This window comes from Paralcaligenes ginsengisoli, assembly GCF_054781135.1.
Map to the genome: position 1 here is coordinate 108,433 of NZ_BAAGUZ010000011.1, position 18,011 is coordinate 126,443.

The window sequence follows — 18,011 nt, forward strand, 5'->3', positions numbered from 1 at the left end:
CCGTGCTTTTCACTCATAATCGCGGCCCGGACCCAACACTGGTGGTTTCGGTCCTTATAATCTGGAAGTATTCATTATAAATTCCCCAGAATGGACCAATTACTTGCTGCAGTCGATCTCGGCTCAAACAGCTTCCGACTGTCTATCGGCCGCGTCGTACAGCACGACGGCATTGCACAAATCTATGCCATCGACCGGCTTAAAGAGTCCGTACGCCTGGCTGCCGGCCTGGGCCCCGACAAAAAACTCGATCAGGAAGCCATAGAACGCGCCATTACGGTGCTGAAGCGATTCGGCGAGCGTATTTCGGGATTCCACCCCAACCGCGTGCGGGCCGTAGCCACCAATACATTCCGGGTGGCGCGCAACGTGGGCGATATTCTGCCTCGCGCTGAAGCGGCTCTGGGCTTTCCCATTGAAGTCATTGCGGGCCAGGAAGAAGCACGCCTGATTTTTTCCGGCGTGGCCAATGAACTTCCGCCATCCACCAACAAGCGGCTGGTTATCGACATAGGCGGCGGCTCGACCGAAGTCATCATTGGCCGGGGCTACGATCCGCTGCACATGGCATCGCTATATATGGGCTGTGTGAGCTTCGGGCAACACTTTTTTCCCGATGGGCGCATTACCGAGGCTAGAATGGAACAGGCCCAGCTGGCTGCCCGTCGCGAACTCGAAGCTATTTCAAGGCTCTACCGAAAAACCGGCTGGCAGGAAGCGTACGGATCATCCGGAACGGCCAAAGGCCTTTACGCCGTGCTGACTGAAGGCGGCATGTCGAAAAAAGGCATTACGCTGGGCGGCCTGGAAAAGCTCAAGGCCAAGCTGATACACGACGGCCGGGTCGTGGTCGGCACACTACCCGGGCTCAAGACCGACCGGGCACCGGTGCTGGCCAGTGGACTGGCCATCATGCTGGCTGCCTTCCATGAACTGAAAATCAAGCTGATGATGCCCGGCGACGGGGCTTTGCGTATGGGCGTTCTGTACGACCTGCTCGGACGCGATTCGCCGCACGACAAGCGCTATGAAACCGTACTCCAGTTCATCAAACGCTATCACGTCGACACCAGCCAGGCGGCGCGCGTAAAAAAACTGGCCCTGAGTTTTTTCGAGCAAATCGGCTTCGGCGACGACGAAAAACAAGACCTGGCACGTACTTTGTCCTGGGCCGCCGACCTGCACGAAATCGGCATATCGATTGCGCACGCCGATTACCACAAGCACAGCGCCTACATACTCGAGCATGCCGACATGCCGGGATTTTCCAATGATGCGCAGGCATTGCTGGCCTGGTTTGCGCTTGGCCATCAGGGAAAAATAAACAAACTGCGTGTACACGAGTCTAGCCGGGCGCAATGGCTTACGCTACTGTGTTTGCGCCTGGCCGTACTGTTGTCGCGGCGGCGTGAAGACACAAATACCCTGCCTCTTGCCATCAACGCCAGCGCCAATACAATACGCGTCCGCGTGCAAAAATCATGGCTCGCCGACCACGCGTTGTCCGCCTATACCTTGCGTGGTGAAATGGCAGAATGGAACAAGGGCGACTTCAAGTTCGAACTGGACGAAACCTGAATCCAGGGCCACGCCGTTCAGGCCGCAACAGCGACTATTTCGTCGAGGCCAAAATGGCGGCGGTACCGGCTGTCCATGCATGTCATGTCGAGCAACACCGGGAAATCGGCCGTGTTGAAATCGGGGTCCCAGGCCGGCTCACCGCAAATGGTTGCCCCCAGCTTCAGATACCCCTTGATGAGAGGCGGCACGCGAGCCGGCAATGTGCTGTCGAGCCGTTCGGTCGGATAACGATAACGCGGCTTCACAATCGGCAAATCGGGCTTGCTTTGCAAGGCCTTGCGGGCGGCGCGCCATACTTCGGCGGCCGTGATGCCGTCGTCACGCAGGCTCACACTGGCGCACCCCAGCACATAGCGTGCGCCTATGCTGTCGACCAGCCTGGCGACTCCCGACCATAACAGCATGATGACCGAACCACTGCGATAATCGGCATGCGTACATGAACGCCCTACCTCGACCAGGTCCTCGCGTATTGTTCCCAGGCCGCTCAGATCGAACTCCGACTCGGAATAATAGCCTCCGGCTTTTCTGGCGTTGGCCGCCGTCATTAAGCGATAGGTGCCCACGACTCGACCCGAATCGATTTCCTTCACCATAAGGTGCTCGCACCAGGGATCGAAGCGATCACAATCGAGACCATCGACAGCATCGGGAAAAACCGCATTCATTTCCTCGGTGAATACGTTGTACCGCAAGCGCTGGATCGCCTCCAGCTCTTCGTTGGTACGGGCCAGGCCCATGACCAGGCCGCTGGTCGGCAGACTGGGCCAGGCCCCGCCAGGAATCGCGTTGGATTGTATTCGTGCAAGTTCTAACATAGGGATCACTCCGCCAACATTTCACGATTGTGCACGTTAAATGTTACAGGTTTTTGATAGCCACGTTACCCCTTTGTTAAATTTACCGCAACAAGTTGCCGCACGCCCTGCTCGGCCAGCGCGGCATCTTCGGCCTCAACCATCAGACGCAGCTTGGGCTCTGTTCCCGAAGCGCGAATCAGCACACGGCCCCGCCCACCCAATTGCTGTTCAACCTGCGACTTGGCCCGCATGAGTCCGGCATGAGACTCCCATTTGATACCGGGCGCCAAAGGTACATTGACCATTTTTTGCGGATACATTTTCAATTCAGCCACCTGGCTGGCCAAGGTTTCGCCACTGCGCCGCATGCCGGTCAGGACCTGCAGCGCGGCAATAATGCCGTCGCCCGTTGTGTGGCAATCGAGACACAAAAGATGCCCGGAGCTCTCGCCGCCGTATAGCCAGCCGCGATTGAGCATGCTTTCAAGCACATAGCGATCGCCCACCTTGGCTCGGTCAAAACCGACTCCCAGGGCCTGCATCTGCTTTTCAAAGCCAAAGTTGGTCATCAGTGTACCCACGACACCATCGACCTTGCCTGCGGCCATACGGCCCCGGACAATGGCGTACAGCAGCTCGTCGCCATTGAAGAGCCGCCCGGAGCCATCGACCATTTGCAGCCGGTCCGCGTCGCCATCCAGGGCAATCCCGATATCGGCGCCTTTGGCCTGCACCTCGGCGATGAGCTGCTCGGGGTGCAGAGCCCCCACACCTTCGTTGATATTGAAGCCGTCGGGCTGGCACCCGATGGCGTGAACATCGGCGCCGAGCTCCCGAAATACGTGAGGGGCGACATGGTAGGCCGCGCCATGCGCGGCGTCGACCACGATTTTCAAGCCCGACAAATCAAGCTCGTTGGGAAAGGTGCTCTTGCAGAATTCGATATAGCGCCCCGCGGCATCATCGATGCGGCGGGCCCGGCCCAAGGCTTCGGAACTCACGCAGCCCAAAGGCTCGGCAATAGCGGCCTCGATCTGCTCTTCGACATCGTCGGGCAGCTTCATGCCCTGGGCCGAGAAAAACTTGATGCCGTTGTCCTGATACGGATTGTGCGACGCACTGATGACAATGCCCGCCACCAGACGCAAGGTGCGCGTCAGGTAAGCCACGGCAGGCGTCGGTATCGGGCCCGCCAGCAGCACATCGATGCCCGCCGCGGACAGCCCGGCCTCGAGCGCGGACTCGAGCATGTAGCCGGATATCCGCGTGTCTTTGCCGATAAGCACGGTCGGGCGTCCGCGCCCGGGGTTTTGCCGCGCCAGCACACGCCCGGCCGCGTAGCCCAGGCGCAGGGCAAACTCGGCATTGATGGTGGGGCCTCCCACCTCGCCACGGACACCATCGGTACCAAAATACTTGCGTTGACTCATAAAGAGACTCCATGTTCTATTGCCTGCCACACCTTGATGGCGTCGACCGTTGCCGATACATCGTGCACACGCACGATTTCGGCGCCACGGGCAATGCCAGCCAGGGCGGCCGCGAGGCTGCCTGCCACCCGCTCGGGGGCCGGGCGGCCGGTAATATGGCCTATCATCGATTTGCGCGACAAACCCAGCAACAAAGGGTAGCCCGCAATCCGGACCTGCGCGAGGTGCTGCAGCAATAAATAATTTTGCGGGTGGGTTTTGCCGAAACCGAACCCAGGATCCAGGACTATACGCCGCGGCTGTATTCCGCATCGCAGCATTGCATCCAGACGTTCCTGCAGGAATTGTTTGACGTCCTGCAATACATCATTATATTTAGGGGCCTGCTGCATAGTGCGCGGCTCGCCCTGCATATGCATCACGCACAAGCCGCAGCGCGACTGCGCTACAGCGTCGATGGCGCCAGGTTGGCGAAAACCATAGATATCATTGATGATGTCGGCCCCGGCTCCCAGCACGGCCCGCATGACTTCCGGCTTGAACGTATCGACAGACAAAGGCACACCGCTGTCGCGCAAGGCTTCAATCACCGGCAAAAGCCGTCTTAGCTCTTCGTCCGCGGGGATGGCATCAGCGCCTGGGCGGGTCGACTCCGCGCCGATATCCACGATATCGGCGCCTTCGGCAATCAGGGCCTGGGCATGGGCAATCGCGGCGTCGGTCTCAAAATACAAGGCCCCGTCGGAAAAGGAATCCCGGGTGACATTGACGATTCCCATAACCAATGGGCGCTCGAACCGCAGTTCGAAGCGCCCACACAGCCACGTCGTTGTGCCCATTGGAATGCGAAGCGCTTCTAGACGGGGGTGGCTGCCGCGCTGCTGCTGCCGCCTGCCGACGACAAGCCGGTGGGCGGTGTATTGTCGGAGGTATCCGAGGGTACCTGCGGCACCTTGGGCGGCCGTGGAGGGCGGCCTTCCATGATGTCTTTGATCTGATCGGCGTCGATGGTTTCCCATTCGAGCAAGGCAGCCGTCATGGCTTCCATTTTGTCGCGATTGTCTTCGATGATCTTGCGTGCAACAGCATATTGCTCATCGATGATCGAACGGATTTCGTGATCCACCTTTTGCATGGTGGCCTCGGAGACATGCGTGGTTTTGGTTACGCTGCGTCCCAGGAATACTTCGCCTTCGTTCTCGGCGTATACGACCGGCCCCAGAGAGTCGGTCATGCCGTAACGCGTGACGATGTCGCGCGCAATCGCCGTGGCCCGCTCGAAATCGTTCGAGGCGCCGGTAGTCATTTGATGCATGAAAATTTCTTCGGCGATACGTCCGCCGAACAATACGGCAATGGTATTGAGCAGACGCTCTTTATCCATGCTGTAGCGATCGCCTTCAGGCAATTGCATGGTGACGCCCAAGGCGCGGCCGCGCGGAATGATCGTAACCTTGTGCACCGGGTCGGTCTTGGGCAGCATACGCGCCACCAGCGCATGACCGGACTCGTGATAAGCCGTATTTTTACGCTCTTCCTCGGGCATGACGATGGAACGGCGTTCGGCGCCCATGATGATTTTGTCTTTGGCTTTCTCGAAGTCGCTCATGTCGACAGTGCGGCCGCTGCGCCGTGCGGCAAACAGCGCCGCTTCATTGACCAGATTGGCCAGATCGGCGCCCGAAAATCCAGGCGTGCCGCGTGCCAGAACCAGCGCATCGACGTTGGTCGCCAAAGGCACCTTGCGCATATGCACTTTCAGGATTTGCTCGCGCCCACGGATATCGGGCAGGTTCACCACCACCTGACGATCGAAACGCCCCGGACGCAACAGCGCCGGATCGAGCACATCGGGACGGTTGGTAGCGGCAATCACGATAACGCCCTGCCCCGACTCGAAGCCATCCATCTCGACCAGCATCTGGTTAAGCGTTTGCTCGCGTTCGTCGTTGCCACCACCCAGGCCGGCGCCGCGCTGGCGACCCACGGCATCGATTTCATCGATGAAAATAATGCAGGGAGACTGCTTCTTGGCATTTTCGAACATGTCGCGCACGCGGGCCGCGCCCACGCCCACGAACATTTCAACGAAATCCGAACCCGAAATGCTGAAGAACGGCACCTTGGCTTCACCGGCAATGGCTTTGGCCAGCAGGGTCTTACCCGTACCGGGCGAGCCCACCATCAGCACGCCACGCGGAATACGCCCGCCCAGGCGCTGGAACCGGGTCGGGTCGCGCAGGAAATCGACCAGCTCTTGCACATCTTCTTTGGCCTCGTCGCACCCGGCGACATCGGCAAACGTAATGTTATTGGTGTTTTCATCGAGCATGCGCGCGCGCGATTTGCCAAAGCTGAACGCACCGCCCTTGCCTCCCCCCTGCATTTGGCGCATGAAGAATATCCATACACCGATCAGGAGCAGCATGGGGAACCAGGAAATGAACAGGCTGGTCAGGAACGAGGGCTCTTCGCGCGCTTTGCCCGAAACCTGAACGCCATATTTGACCAGCTCCGGTACCATCCAGAGATCGCCCGGCGAGGTCAGATTATAGGGACGCCCGGCATCGGGAGTCACATAAAGCGTATCGCCCTGGATGTCGACCTTGCTGATGCGCCCGGCTTGCGCGTCGCTCATGAATTGAGTATAGGTGACCGTCTCGGTAGAGGCGGCACGCCCGTCGAACTGCTTAAAAACCGTAAACAGCACCAGAGCGATCACCATCCAGATCGCCACCTTGGAAAACGAGTTGTTCAAAGCCAACCTCCTACGTGTAACTTCGACTTGTCGAGCGCCCCCGCACTTACGGCAGCCAGACAAGTATGTCAATGATTCATTCTAACCCGATAGAAAAAATCTTGTTTAGGAATCATCAGGACTTGAGCCGGCGGGCAACCAGAAAAGTTTCCGAGGATTTATCGCGTGATGCCTTGGGTTTACGTTCGACTACCCGTTGAAAATGCTGTTTGAACGACTCCACAATCTGGGAAAAGCCACTGCCATGAAACGCTTTGACTATAAGAGCGCCGTCCGGTTTGAGATGCTGGCAGGCAAATTCGAGGGCAAGATCGCAAACATGCTGGATTCGCGCCGAATCGGCCGAGCCTACCCCAGATAGATTGGGGGCCATATCCGAGATTACAAGATCGATTTGCTGGTCGCCCACCAGTTTTTTTAGCTGGTCCAGCACCGCGTCATCGCGGAAATCTCCCAGGATGAACTCGACTCCCGCTATGGGCTCCATGGGCAGCAGGTCCAGCGCAATGATGCGGCCGTCTATGACTCCGCCCGCGCCGAGCAGGCGCTCACGCGCTATCTGCGACCAACTTCCGGGCGCCGAGCCCAAATCAACCACGATATTACCGCGGCGCATCAATTTTTCGGTATCGAGAATTTCGGCCAATTTGAAGGCAGCCCGCGCCCGATATCCTTTTTGTTGCGCCATTTTGACGTAAGGATCGTTAATATGTTGTTGTATCCATTCTTTTGAAAATTTTTTTTTGGCCATTCCCGTACAATCTCATTATGCCAAAACTCGACATATCATCTCAAGAGCGTAGCGCCTTACGCGCCGCCGCCCACCCACTGCGCCCCGTCGTCCTGATCGGAGACCGGGGTTTGTCTGAATCCGTACTCAAAGAAATCGATCGCAACCTGAGCGCCCATCATCTTATCAAGGTGCGTGTCGGCGGAGAAGAGCGGGACGCGCGCGAAACCATGCTCGAGGCGATTTGCGAATCCTTGTCTTGCGCCCCGGTGCACCATTTGGGCAAAACCCTGATTATCTACCGCCCCGACGTAGAAGCCATGCGCGCCCAGGCCGACGCGGTCAATGCCACACGTGCGCGACGCAAGCCGTCAGAGCCACACACCCCTAAGAAACAGGCCGCATCGGGCGTTACACGTACGCGCCGCACCGAAAAAGCCGAACGCGCCGCCAAAAAGGCAGAGCGCGACAATAATACAGTCTCGCCACGGGCGCGCCGTGCCGCCGCGGTCATAGCGGGTGACAAACCCGCGCATGGCATCCCTCGCCGCAGCGGAAGCGCCTTGTCGCTGCGCGCGGGTGCGCGACGAACTGCCGGCCGCGGAGACAAACGCTAAACGCGGCAATCGCAGCGCCAGGCGCCAATGGCCGCGACAAAGCGGCCCTTCCCCGCATCAGAGGTAGCTGACCCCCAAAACTTCGTATTCACGAATGCCGGCCGGCGCCTTGACTTCGACCACATCGCCTTCACCCTTGCCGATCAGGGCACGCGCGACCGGACTGGAAACGGAAATCAGGTTGGAACGGATATCGGCTTCGACATCGCCCACGATTTGATAGGTCACCCGTTCGCCGGATGCGAGGTCCTCGATTTCAACGGTAGCGCCGAACACCGCCTTGCCTTCTACATCGAGCGCGGATGGATCGATGATTTGCGCATTGGACAAGGTGCTTTCGAGCTCTTGAATGCGGCCTTCGACGAAGCCCTGGCGTTCGCGTGCGGCATCGTACTCGGCATTTTCGGAGAGGTCGCCTTGCGCGCGCGCTTCGGCAATGGCATTAATAACCTCGGGACGCTCGACAGTTTTCAAACGATGCAATTCTACTTGCAAGCGCTCAGCGCCGCGAGCGGTTAACGGGATCGCAGACATAATTTTCCTGAATAAAAAGTAAAAAGACGCTCCTCACATAGGAGCGCCTAATTAGTAATAAATACGTGGGCAGCTACAGACTGACCGATTTACGAGCCGGGAAGATGTGCTGGTTTTTTAGCTATGGCAGCTTTGACTCGGCTCAAAATAAATCCCCGGCTCGGTAGAACCGGGGATGTGAAGCTATTGTCGGCAATGTTGGAGTAAATTGCAAGCTCCACCATCTATTTATAAGGGTTTTCCCTTATAAATATACCTAAGATCATGAAAAAAAACAAGTTTTCAGGCTTTTTTCGACCCTCGACCATGCCCCAATTTCAGCAATGCATACAAAATGATGGAGCCGAAGGTGGCTGTGCCTATGCCATCGAGCCTGAAAGCGCCGAATTGCAGGGAAAAATTCCCCGCCCCCAGAATCAGGGTAACCGCAGCGACGATCAAGTTGCGGTTATCGCTGAAATCGACCTGATTCACGACCCAGATCCGCGCTCCGGCAATAGCGATCAGGCCAAATACCACGACCGACATGCCGCCCAGAACCGGGCCAGGTATGGTTTGAATCAAGGCACCGAATTTGGGCGAAAAACCCAGCAAAATGGCCACGACGGCCGCGATCACGAATACCAGTGTGGAATAAATTCGCGTCACGGTCATCACGCCAATGTTTTCAGCATAGGTCGTCACACCCGTGCCTCCGAACGCTCCGGAAATCATGGTTGCCACGCCGTCTCCCACGAATGCCCGGCCCAGGTAAACATCCAGGTTTTTACCCGTCATGGCGCTGACCGCCTTGATGTGCCCCAGGTTTTCCGCCACCAATATCACGGCGACCGGCACAATCACGCTCATGGCATGAACACTGAACACAGGCGACTGAAACCGGGGCAAGCCCAACCATGCCGCCGCGGACACGGCGCTGAAATCGATCGGGCGCCCAAAACCCAGGCCATTGGTCAACACGGCATACAGCGCGCATGCCAGCAGCAAGCCCACCAGAATCAGCAGTCGCTGCATGGTGCCGCGGGCATATACGGCGACTCCCCCCACACACAGAACCGTCACCAGCGCCATCAATGCATCAAAAGTGCTGCCGCCCATGGCGCCCTTGGCGGCAATAGGAGCCAGGTTCAATCCGATCACGGCCACAATCGCACCGGTGACCACAGGCGGCATCAAGGCGTCGATCCAGCCGGCACCTCCGCCAGACCGGACATTCAGCCACCAGACCAGGCAGCCTATCAGGGTATAGACCAGGCCGCAGGCGATGATTGCACCGAGAGCCAGGCCAATATTGCCGTTGGCGCCTGCCCCGGCGTAGCCGGTCACGGCGATCACCCCGCCAATGAATGCAAAGCTCGACCCCAGATAGCTGGGAACCCGCCCGCCCACGAATAAAAAGAACACCAGCGTGCCTATGCCCGACATAAGGATGGCAACATTGGTATCGAACCCCATGAGCAAAGGAGCCAGGATGGTCGAACCGAACATCGCCACCACGTGCTGCGCACCCATGGCTATACTTTGAGTCCACGACAATCGCTCGTCGGGCTGTACCACCAGGCCCTGGGAGCCGCCGGGCACTTGACGCCAACGGGGAAAGTACGAATTGAACATGTCGCAGCCTTGTAAGGATTTAAAGGATTCACTGAGGCGAGAGTGTACGTTTCGCACGCCCCCGGCGGCAAGATTTATATGATTTACACGGCAGCCACCCAGATCGGCCGTTTACAATCTCACGAAACCCGATGAAAAAACATTCAACAATCAAATCGGCGCCAAGCACCTGCCCTTGCGGCGGATTCAATGGAAGCGCCGCTTACGCCCAGTGCTGCCAACCCTATATCGACGGCACTCGTCACGCGCCCACCGCCGAGCAACTGATGCGCTCGCGCTATACGGCATATACGCTCGGCGAGGCAGCCTATATCCTGTCCACCTGGCATGAGTCCACGCGTCCACGGCAACTCGATCTGGAGCCACCCGGGGCTCCTCATGGGGTACGCTGGCTTGGCCTGACGGTACACAACCATAGCCAGCCCAGCGAAAATCAGTCGCAGGTGGAGTTCACGGCGCGCTATCGCGAAGCCGGCCGGGCCCATCGCCTCAAAGAAAAAAGCCGTTTTGTGCGAGAGAACCAGCAGTGGTTCTATGTCGACGGCGAAATAGAGCCCGATCCCGGATCCTGAACCGACAGATCCGAACGGAAACAAAAAACTCGACTCAGGCGCCCGGCACGAGGCGCCAAACGTAATTTTCCGTTTACCGGGTTTGTCGCGGCTTGCGCTTGCGGCGCGCCGCAAAATAATCGTACAGACGATCGGGCACGACGCGCAGGAGCCGCGCCACCCAGCCCATTTGCCATGGAATGACAATATAAGACAGGCCCCGATCGATAGCCCGCACGGCTTCCCGGGCGAATTGGTCCACGGGCATCAAAAAAGGCATTTTGTACGGATTATGGGCCGTCATGGGCGTCTGGATAAAGCCCGGGGCCAGGGTGACCACCTTGACCCCCGACAGGCTCAACTCGACCCTCAAGCTTTCGCAGTAATTTCTAACCGCCGCTTTCGACGCGCTGTAAGCACCGGCCCCCGGCAAGCCGCGTACCGCGGCCACGCTGGCAACGCCTACCAGCCGTCCCTGGCCGCGCTTTTTCATTGAAGCGATAAACGGCTCGAAAGTCGCCACGGTGGCGTTCAGATTGGTGGCGATAATCGACTCGAAGACCTGGTAGTCGTCCAGCTCTTCCGTTGAGGTGCCGACGCTGATTCCCGCGCTGGCTATCACGACATCGACATCGCCGGCCGCCAGAAAATCGATCGCCGCAGCATGCAATGCCTGCCGGTCGCGAACATCGAGCACATAGATGCGATGCTCGCCCGGCAGAGAGGCCTCGAGGGCTTGCAAGGCATCTTCCCGGCGGCCCAGCAAGGCCAGTTGCGCCCCGCGATGCGCATAGACCGAAGCCAGCGCAGCTCCTATGCCGCTGCTGGCGCCGGTGATGAACACGCGAGTCATCGAGCACCCGCTGCAACGGCCCGCACGCACCGGGCCGCATTCATCAATGAGTCCGCAACGAGGCGTGCAGATCCTGCAGGGAATACACTTTCAGCCCGCCGCCGCGCCGAATGTACTGCAGGCCCTCGACGGCGGCGCTGGCCCCGGCGATTGTCGTGAAGAACGTTACCCGCGACGCCAGCGCATGAGTACGTATCATGCGTGAATCGGCAATCGCGTTGCGGCGCTCTTCGACAGTATTGATGACCAGCGAGATTTCGCCGTTCTTGATCATATCGACGATGTGAGGGCGCCCCTCGGTGACTTTGTTGACGACTTGCACCGGCAGGCCCGCGGCTTCAATGGCCGCCGCCGTACCGCGCGTGGCAACCACTTTGAAACCCAGCTCGACCAGGCCGCGGGCAACCTCGACCGCACGAGGCTTGTCTTGTGTGCGGACGCTAATGAACACCACGCCGGATTCGGGCAATTGCACACCTGCCGCCAACTGCGATTTGACGAAGGCCTCGCCAAAGCTTTCGCCTACGCCCATTACTTCGCCGGTCGATTTCATTTCAGGCCCGAGAATGGTGTCGACGCCGGGGAACTTGACGAAGGGGAATACCGCTTCCTTGACCGCAAAATAAGGCAGCTTGGTTTCGTTGATCACGCCTTGCTCGGCAAGTGTCTTGCCGGCCATGGCGCGCGCCGCAATCTTGGCCAGCTGCAAGCCCGTTGCCTTCGACACGAAAGGCACCGTGCGAGAAGCGCGAGGATTGACTTCCAGCACATATACATCGCCATCCTGAATGGCAAACTGAACGTTCATCAATCCTTTGACCTTGAGCGCCCGGGCCATCAGCGAGGTCTGGCGCTTGATCTCCGCGATGACCTCTTGCGACAGAGAATAAGGCGGCAGGCTGCAAGCCGAATCGCCCGAATGCACCCCCGCCTGCTCGATGTGTTCCATCACGCCGCCAATGAATACTCCTTCGTCATCGGCCAGGCAATCGACATCGACCTCGGTGGCATTGTTCAGGAAATGATCCAGCAGCACCGGAGAATCGTTGCTGACCTTCACCGCCTCGCGCATGTAACGCTCAAGATCCTGCTGTTCATGCACGATTTCCATGGCACGGCCGCCCAGCACATAACTGGGGCGTACGACCAGCGGGTAGCCGATTTCCGCCGCATGCGCGAGGGCTTCCCCTTCGGTGCGTGCCGTACGGTTGGGCGGCTGACGCAAGCCCAGTTTGGTCAGAAGCTTCTGGAACCGCTCGCGATCTTCGGCAACATCGATCGATTCCGGACTGGTGCCGATAATAGGCACGCCATTGGCCTCGAGGGCGCGCGCCAGCTTGAGCGGCGTCTGGCCGCCGTACTGGACAATCATGCCCACGGGATTTTCCTTGTGCACGATTTCAAGCACGTCTTCGAGCGTCAAGGGCTCGAAATACAAGCGATCCGATGTATCGTAATCGGTCGATACGGTTTCGGGATTGCAGTTGACCATGATGGTTTCATAGCCGTCCGCACGCAGTGCCAGCGCGGCATGGACGCAGCAGTAGTCGAACTCGATGCCCTGTCCGATCCGGTTCGGGCCGCCGCCCAGCACAATGATTTTCTTGCGATCGGTAGGCGCCGCTTCGCACTCTTCCTCATAGGTGGAGTACATGTACGCGGTACGGGTTGAAAACTCGGCGGCGCAGGTATCCACCCGTTTGTACACGGGACGTACACCCAACTGGTGACGCAGCTTGCGTACCTCAGCCTCGGACGTATCGAGCAGAAATGCCAAACGGCGATCGGAAAAACCATGGCGTTTAAGTTCCAGGATGGTTTGATGATCGAGTTCAGCCAGTGTTTTCTGTTCAAGCGCCAGTTCGATATCGACGATTTCCTTGATTTGGGCCAAAAACCACGGATCGATACGGGTCAGGGCATGGACTTCTTCCAGGCTGAAGCCTTGCGCAAATGCATCGCCCACGTACCAGATCCGCTCGGGGCCGGGCTCGCCCAGCTCGACCTGCAATTTTTCACGATCGGTGGTTTTCTGATTCAAGCCGTCCACGCCGACTTCCAGGCCGCGCAGCGCTTTCTGGAAAGACTCCTGGAACGTACGCCCAATCGCCATGACTTCGCCCACAGACTTCATCTGCGTCGTCAGGCGTGAATCGGCCTGGGGAAATTTTTCGAACGCAAAGCGCGGCACTTTTGTGACCACATAATCGATCGAAGGCTCGAATGACGCAGGCGTAGCTCCGCCCGTGATTTCATTTTTGAGCTCGTCCAGCGTATAACCCACGGCCAGCCGCGCCGCAACCTTGGCGATCGGAAAGCCGGTGGCCTTCGAGGCCAGCGCCGACGAACGGGACACACGCGGATTCATTTCAATCACGATCATGCGGCCGTTTTCCGGATTGACGGCAAACTGCACGTTGGAGCCACCCGTATCGACGCCGATTTCGCGCAGCACCGCGATCGAGGCGTTGCGCATGATTTGATATTCTTTATCAGTCAGGGTTTGCGCCGGGGCCACAGTAATCGAATCGCCGGTGTGCACGCCCATGGGGTCCAGGTTTTCGATGGAGCAGACAATAATGCAGTTGTCGGCCTTGTCGCGCACGACTTCCATCTCGTATTCCTTCCAGCCCAGCAAGGACTCCTCGATCAGGAGCTCATTGGTAGGCGAGGCTTCCAGGCCGCGACGGCAAATCGTTTCGAACTCTTCCGGGTTATAGGCAATTCCGCCCCCGGATCCGCCCATTGTGAAGCTCGGGCGGATTACCACCGGAAAACCCGAGGTTTCGGCGTCCATGGCAATGCGGCGCTGCACTTCCCAGGCCTCATCCATGGAATGAGCCACACCCGACTTGGCCGACTCAAGACCGATGGAGGTCATGGCCTGCTTGAATTTCTGACGGTCTTCGGCTTTCTCGATAGCGTGCTCGTTTGCGCCGATGAGTTCGACCCCATGCTTCTCAAGCACCCCATGGCGTGCCAGGTCGAGCGCGCAATTCAAGGCCGTTTGCCCACCCATGGTGGGCAACAGAGCATCGGGTTTTTCGCGTTCGATGATTTTTTCGACCACCTGCCACGTGATGGGCTCGATGTAGGTTACATCGGCGGTTTCAGGGTCGGTCATGATGGTGGCAGGATTGCTGTTCACCAGTATGGTGCGATAACCCTCGTCTTTCAGGGCCTTGCAGGCCTGGGCCCCTGAATAGTCGAATTCGCAGGCCTGGCCGATAATGATCGGGCCGGCGCCAATAATAAGAATGCTTTGTATGTCTGTACGCTTGGGCATAATGCTAGATCTGGTTCTGTCCGGCCATAAGGCTTATGAATTTATCGAATAACACCACAATATCGTGGGGGCCGGGGCTGGCTTCGGGATGGCCCTGGAAGCAGAATGCAGGGCAATCAGTCAGCTCGAAGCCTTGCAGCGTGCCGTCGAACAACGATACATGGGTAACGCGCACATTGGCCGGCAAGGAAGCGGGATCAACCGCAAAGCCATGATTCTGGCTGGTAATGAACACACGGCCGGAGCTCAATTCCTGGACTGGATGGTTGGCGCCATGGTGGCCTGTTTTCATTTTGATGGTTTTGCCGCCCAGTGCCAGGCCCATGATCTGCTGGCCGAGGCAGATTCCGAACAAGGGGATCTTTTTGGCATATGCAGCCTTGGTCGTTTCAATGGCATAGTCGCAGGGCTCCGGATCGCCAGGCCCGTTCGACAAAAACAGTCCGTCGGGTTTGAGCGCCAGCACATCGGCCACGGGCATTTGAGCGGGCACGACCGTAATGCGGCAACCCCGATCCGCCATCAGGCGCAAGATATTGGTTTTAACGCCGAAATCGTAAGCCACCACATGATATTTGCCGGATGCGGGTCGGCTAAAGCCCTGCCCAAGCTGCCAGGTGCCTTCTTGCCACGGTTCGGAGTTTTTTATGGAAACCACTTTGGCCAGGTCTTGCCCGGACATGCCCGGAAACCCCTGCGCCAGCTTGACTGCGCGTTCCGCGTCGGATCCCACCAGGATGCATGCGCCCTGCGCACCACCCTCGCGCAAGATACGGGTAAGTTTGCGGGTATCGACACCCGCGATCGCCACGACGCCCTGCGCTTTCAGGTAATCGGGCAGGGACTGCGTGGCCCGGAAACTGGAAACCCGCAGGGAGCAGTCCCGAACCACCAGGCCCGCGGCGTGAACACGGGACGACTCGACGTCTTCGGCGTTCACGCCGGTATTCCCGATATGAGGGTAAGTCAAGGTAACAATTTGGCCGCTGTAGCTGGGGTCGGTCAGGATTTCCTGATAACCCGTCATGGCGGTGTTGAAAACAACCTCGGCGACGGAATGGCCATCGGCGCCGATAGAGACACCCTTGAAGATGGTACCGTCCGCCAAAGCTAGGATTGCAGGAGGAAACGCAGCGGATCCCTCGGGAAAAAGTGACGGCAGCACAGTAAACCCCGGTTATAAAGTCAATAAGTAAACCTTGGGATTATACCTTGAGACACGATTTGGGCGACAATCGAGGTCCGAACAGGGCCTGTATTGCTATATTGAGCAGTAACCGAAAATCACCCACAATGGCCGCAGCGCCTTTTTACCGTCTACTCTCATAAATATGCCAAGCCAACTCGATTCCTTGCGTCTTTACACCACGGTAGTTGCCGATACCGGCGACTTTGAAACCATGAGCAAGCATCGGCCGACCGATGCCACGACCAATCCGTCATTGATTTTCAAAGCCATACAGAAAGACGCCTACCGGCCGCTGCTCGACAAAGTGGTCACCGATCACCCGAGCGCCTCGGTTACCGAACAAGGCAATCGCCTGCTGGTGGCCTTTGGCCTGGAAATCCTCAATATAGTGCCCGGACGTGTTTCAACCGAGGTGGATGCCCGGCTTTCCTTCGATACCAAGGCCACCCTCGAACGCGCCCGCCACCTGATCGATCTGTATCGCCTGGCGGGCATTCCGCGCGAACGGGTCTTGATCAAAATCGCCGCTACCTGGGAAGGAATACAGGCGGCACGGATACTGCAAACAGAGGGAATCCGCTGCAACCTGACGCTTATGTTCTCCAAGCCCCAGGCCTACGCCTGCGCCGACGCCAAGGTCCAGCTGATTTCGCCGTTTGTCGGCCGAATTTACGACTGGCACAAAAAAGCCGCCGGCGAACACTGGGACGAGGCAGCCAACTCGGGCAAGAACGATCCGGGCGTACAGTCGGTCAGCCAAATCTACGATTACTACAAGGCCCACGATATTGCCACGGAAATCATGGGGGCCAGCTTTCGCAACCTTGGCCAGATCCTGGCGCTGGCCGGCTGCGACCTCCTGACCATCAGCCCGGAATTGCTCGGCCTGCTGGCCGGCAGCAATGAACCGGTTACACCGCAGCTCGATGCCGCACAATCCAGGAAGAACCCGCCACCGCTGGCTATCAGCAACGAAATCGCCTTCCGCACGGAACTCAATCAAGATGCAATGGCTACCGAAAAGCTGGCCGAAGGCATACGCCTGTTTGCCGCCGATGCCGTCAAGCTGGATGCACTCATCGAGCAGGCGCGCCAGTGTCTTTAAATTGAACGGACGGGCTCATACGGGCAGGTGTAGCGGCCCAAGCCTGTGTCGGAAAACAAGGGAGCGGTTTTCTGAACGCCGAATGACGGCCACGAGGGCCCTCTCTACGCTACCGTCTATTGACGTCCAAGACAGTATCTACCACCATGCCGGCCTTCCTCAAGCCTCTACAGCTTTTCGGTTTCCCCTGACTGAGGCTTCCAGACCAGCAGTCGCTGTTCCACGAAGGTCACGATGCCATCGAGTACCAGCGCAAAAACGGTGAGCACCACGATCCCCGCAAATACCGTATTCACATCCAGAGTGCCTTCGGCCTGCAGGATGAGATAGCCTACGCCGCTGGCCGAACCCAGGTATTCGCCGACGACCGCCCCTACAAAGGCCAGCCCCACCGAGGTATGCAGGCTTGAAAACACCCAGCTTGTTGCAGACGGAATATACACATGACGCAGCAATTGCTTGCGGTTCGCACCGAGCATGCGCGCATTGTCGAGCAAGGTGCTGCTGACCTCGCGCACACCCTGGTATACGTTGAAAAACACGATGAAAAACACCAGGGTTACCGCCAGCGCCACCTTGGACCATATGCCCAGGCCGAACCACATGCCGAAGATAGGAGCCAGGATGACCCGCGGCATGGAGTTGGCCGCCTTGATGTAAGGATCGAGAATGGCGCTGGCACCTCGCGACAGGCCCAGCCACAGCCCCACTCCCAGGCCCGAAATCGTTCCGATGAAAAATGCCAGCACGGTTTCGGTAAGGGTAACGCCAAGATGCTGATAGATATCGCCATTGACCACGAACCAGGCCCAGATGATCTTGACGACCTCGACGGGTTGGCCGAAGAAAAATGCGAAATTCACGTTTTGCGACGCAAAATACCAGCTGACAAGAATTACCGTCAGTAGCAGCAGTTGCCAAAAACGCATGGCTGAAGAGTTGAATTTGAATAACTTGGACATC

The 18,011-nt window shown here is 58.2% G+C and carries 15 protein-coding genes; 4 read left to right on the forward strand and 11 right to left on the reverse strand.

Annotated features, from left to right (window positions below; genetic code table 11):
• Positions 1–90: 90 nt before the first annotated feature.
• A complete protein-coding gene (locus ACYVIS_RS07850; RefSeq protein WP_232744056.1) occupies positions 91–1,578 on the forward strand; it encodes a Ppx/GppA phosphatase family protein in 1,488 nt (495 codons plus the stop codon).
• Between the two features lie 17 nt (positions 1,579–1,595).
• Here the strand turns inward: ACYVIS_RS07850 and ACYVIS_RS07855 are convergent, their stop codons facing one another.
• The 5 genes from ACYVIS_RS07855 to ACYVIS_RS07875 form a co-directional block, all read right to left on the reverse strand.
• A complete protein-coding gene (locus ACYVIS_RS07855) occupies positions 1,596–2,399 on the reverse strand; it encodes a GNAT family N-acetyltransferase (protein WP_232744057.1) in 804 nt (267 codons plus the stop codon).
• A 65-nt stretch (positions 2,400–2,464) separates the two neighbouring features.
• Positions 2,465–3,811, reverse strand: coding sequence for a phosphoglucosamine mutase (glmM, locus tag ACYVIS_RS07860; RefSeq protein ID WP_460873694.1), 1,347 nt, complete (start codon positions 3,809–3,811; stop codon positions 2,465–2,467).
• Complete coding sequence (folP, locus tag ACYVIS_RS07865) at positions 3,808–4,650, reverse strand: dihydropteroate synthase (RefSeq protein WP_232744059.1); 843 nt, start codon at positions 4,648–4,650, stop codon at positions 3,808–3,810. Before folP ends, glmM begins: the two co-directional genes overlap by 4 nt.
• Before the next feature lie 17 nt (positions 4,651–4,667).
• Positions 4,668–6,569: an ATP-dependent zinc metalloprotease FtsH gene (gene ftsH, locus ACYVIS_RS07870; RefSeq protein ID WP_232744060.1), complete on the reverse strand. Its 1,902-nt coding sequence runs from the start codon at positions 6,567–6,569 to the stop codon at positions 4,668–4,670.
• 115 nt (positions 6,570–6,684) lie between these two features.
• The gene (locus tag ACYVIS_RS07875; protein WP_232744061.1) at positions 6,685–7,320 is read right to left on the reverse strand and encodes an RlmE family RNA methyltransferase; all 636 of its coding nucleotides are present in this window, start codon (positions 7,318–7,320) and stop codon (positions 6,685–6,687) included.
• A 17-nt stretch (positions 7,321–7,337) separates the two neighbouring features.
• Here ACYVIS_RS07875 and ACYVIS_RS07880 point away from each other — a divergent pair, with 17 nt between their 5' ends.
• Entirely contained in the window at positions 7,338–7,916 is a 579-nt protein-coding gene (locus ACYVIS_RS07880) for a YhbY family RNA-binding protein (protein WP_232744062.1), read from the forward strand.
• Between the two features lie 57 nt (positions 7,917–7,973).
• On the opposite strand, the gene greA is transcribed toward ACYVIS_RS07880, so the two are convergent.
• Entirely contained in the window at positions 7,974–8,450 is a 477-nt protein-coding gene (greA, locus tag ACYVIS_RS07885; RefSeq protein ID WP_232744063.1) for a transcription elongation factor GreA, read from the reverse strand.
• Positions 8,451–8,732: 282 nt separating this feature from the next.
• Positions 8,733–10,064, reverse strand: coding sequence for a solute carrier family 23 protein (locus ACYVIS_RS07890; protein ID WP_460873695.1), 1,332 nt, complete (start codon positions 10,062–10,064; stop codon positions 8,733–8,735).
• A 131-nt stretch (positions 10,065–10,195) separates the two neighbouring features.
• Between ACYVIS_RS07890 and ACYVIS_RS07895 the strand changes: the two genes are divergently transcribed.
• On the forward strand, positions 10,196–10,636 hold the full coding sequence (locus ACYVIS_RS07895; RefSeq protein WP_460873696.1) for a YchJ family protein: 441 nt from the start codon (positions 10,196–10,198) through the stop codon (positions 10,634–10,636).
• A gap of 73 nt (positions 10,637–10,709) precedes the next feature.
• Here ACYVIS_RS07895 and ACYVIS_RS07900 read toward each other — a convergent pair whose 3' ends face one another.
• The 3 genes from ACYVIS_RS07900 to carA are packed head-to-tail and all read right to left on the reverse strand — an operon-like array spanning position 10,710 to position 15,919.
• A complete protein-coding gene (locus tag ACYVIS_RS07900; protein WP_460873697.1) occupies positions 10,710–11,468 on the reverse strand; it encodes an SDR family oxidoreductase in 759 nt (252 codons plus the stop codon).
• A 43-nt stretch (positions 11,469–11,511) separates the two neighbouring features.
• The gene (carB, locus tag ACYVIS_RS07905) at positions 11,512–14,754 is read right to left on the reverse strand and encodes a carbamoyl-phosphate synthase large subunit (RefSeq protein ID WP_232744067.1); all 3,243 of its coding nucleotides are present in this window, start codon (positions 14,752–14,754) and stop codon (positions 11,512–11,514) included.
• Between the two features lie 4 nt (positions 14,755–14,758).
• Positions 14,759–15,919: a glutamine-hydrolyzing carbamoyl-phosphate synthase small subunit gene (carA, locus tag ACYVIS_RS07910; RefSeq protein ID WP_232744068.1), complete on the reverse strand. Its 1,161-nt coding sequence runs from the start codon at positions 15,917–15,919 to the stop codon at positions 14,759–14,761.
• A gap of 166 nt (positions 15,920–16,085) precedes the next feature.
• Between carA and tal the strand changes: the two genes are divergently transcribed.
• Positions 16,086–17,048, forward strand: a complete 963-nt coding sequence (gene tal / locus ACYVIS_RS07915) for a transaldolase (protein ID WP_232744069.1) — start codon at positions 16,086–16,088, stop codon at positions 17,046–17,048.
• Between the two features lie 167 nt (positions 17,049–17,215).
• Here the strand turns inward: tal and ACYVIS_RS07920 are convergent, their stop codons facing one another.
• Positions 17,216–18,010 (reverse strand): ABC transporter permease, encoded by a 795-nt coding sequence (locus tag ACYVIS_RS07920; RefSeq protein WP_232744070.1) that lies wholly within the window; start codon positions 18,008–18,010, stop codon positions 17,216–17,218.
• Position 18,011 lies beyond the last annotated feature (1 nt).

Coding starts and splice junctions, on each gene's coding strand:
- ACYVIS_RS07890 (WP_460873695.1), bottom strand. CDS start 10,064: ATGTTCAATTCGTACTTTCCCCGTTGGCGTCAAGTGCCCGGCGGCTCC.
- ACYVIS_RS07855 (WP_232744057.1), bottom strand. CDS start 2,399: ATGTTAGAACTTGCACGAATACAATCCAACGCGATTCCTGGCGGGGCC.
- greA (WP_232744063.1), bottom strand. CDS start 8,450: ATGTCTGCGATCCCGTTAACCGCTCGCGGCGCTGAGCGCTTGCAAGTA.
- ACYVIS_RS07850 (WP_232744056.1), top strand. CDS start 91: ATGGACCAATTACTTGCTGCAGTCGATCTCGGCTCAAACAGCTTCCGA.
- ACYVIS_RS07895 (WP_460873696.1), top strand. CDS start 10,196: ATGAAAAAACATTCAACAATCAAATCGGCGCCAAGCACCTGCCCTTGC.
- ACYVIS_RS07900 (WP_460873697.1), bottom strand. CDS start 11,468: ATGACTCGCGTGTTCATCACCGGCGCCAGCAGCGGCATAGGAGCTGCG.
- ACYVIS_RS07875 (WP_232744061.1), bottom strand. CDS start 7,320: ATGGCCAAAAAAAAATTTTCAAAAGAATGGATACAACAACATATTAAC.
- tal (WP_232744069.1), top strand. CDS start 16,086: ATGCCAAGCCAACTCGATTCCTTGCGTCTTTACACCACGGTAGTTGCC.
- carB (WP_232744067.1), bottom strand. CDS start 14,754: ATGCCCAAGCGTACAGACATACAAAGCATTCTTATTATTGGCGCCGGC.
- glmM (WP_460873694.1), bottom strand. CDS start 3,811: ATGAGTCAACGCAAGTATTTTGGTACCGATGGTGTCCGTGGCGAGGTG.
- folP (WP_232744059.1), bottom strand. CDS start 4,650: ATGGGCACAACGACGTGGCTGTGTGGGCGCTTCGAACTGCGGTTCGAG.
- ACYVIS_RS07920 (WP_232744070.1), bottom strand. CDS start 18,010: ATGTCCAAGTTATTCAAATTCAACTCTTCAGCCATGCGTTTTTGGCAA.
- ACYVIS_RS07880 (WP_232744062.1), top strand. CDS start 7,338: ATGCCAAAACTCGACATATCATCTCAAGAGCGTAGCGCCTTACGCGCC.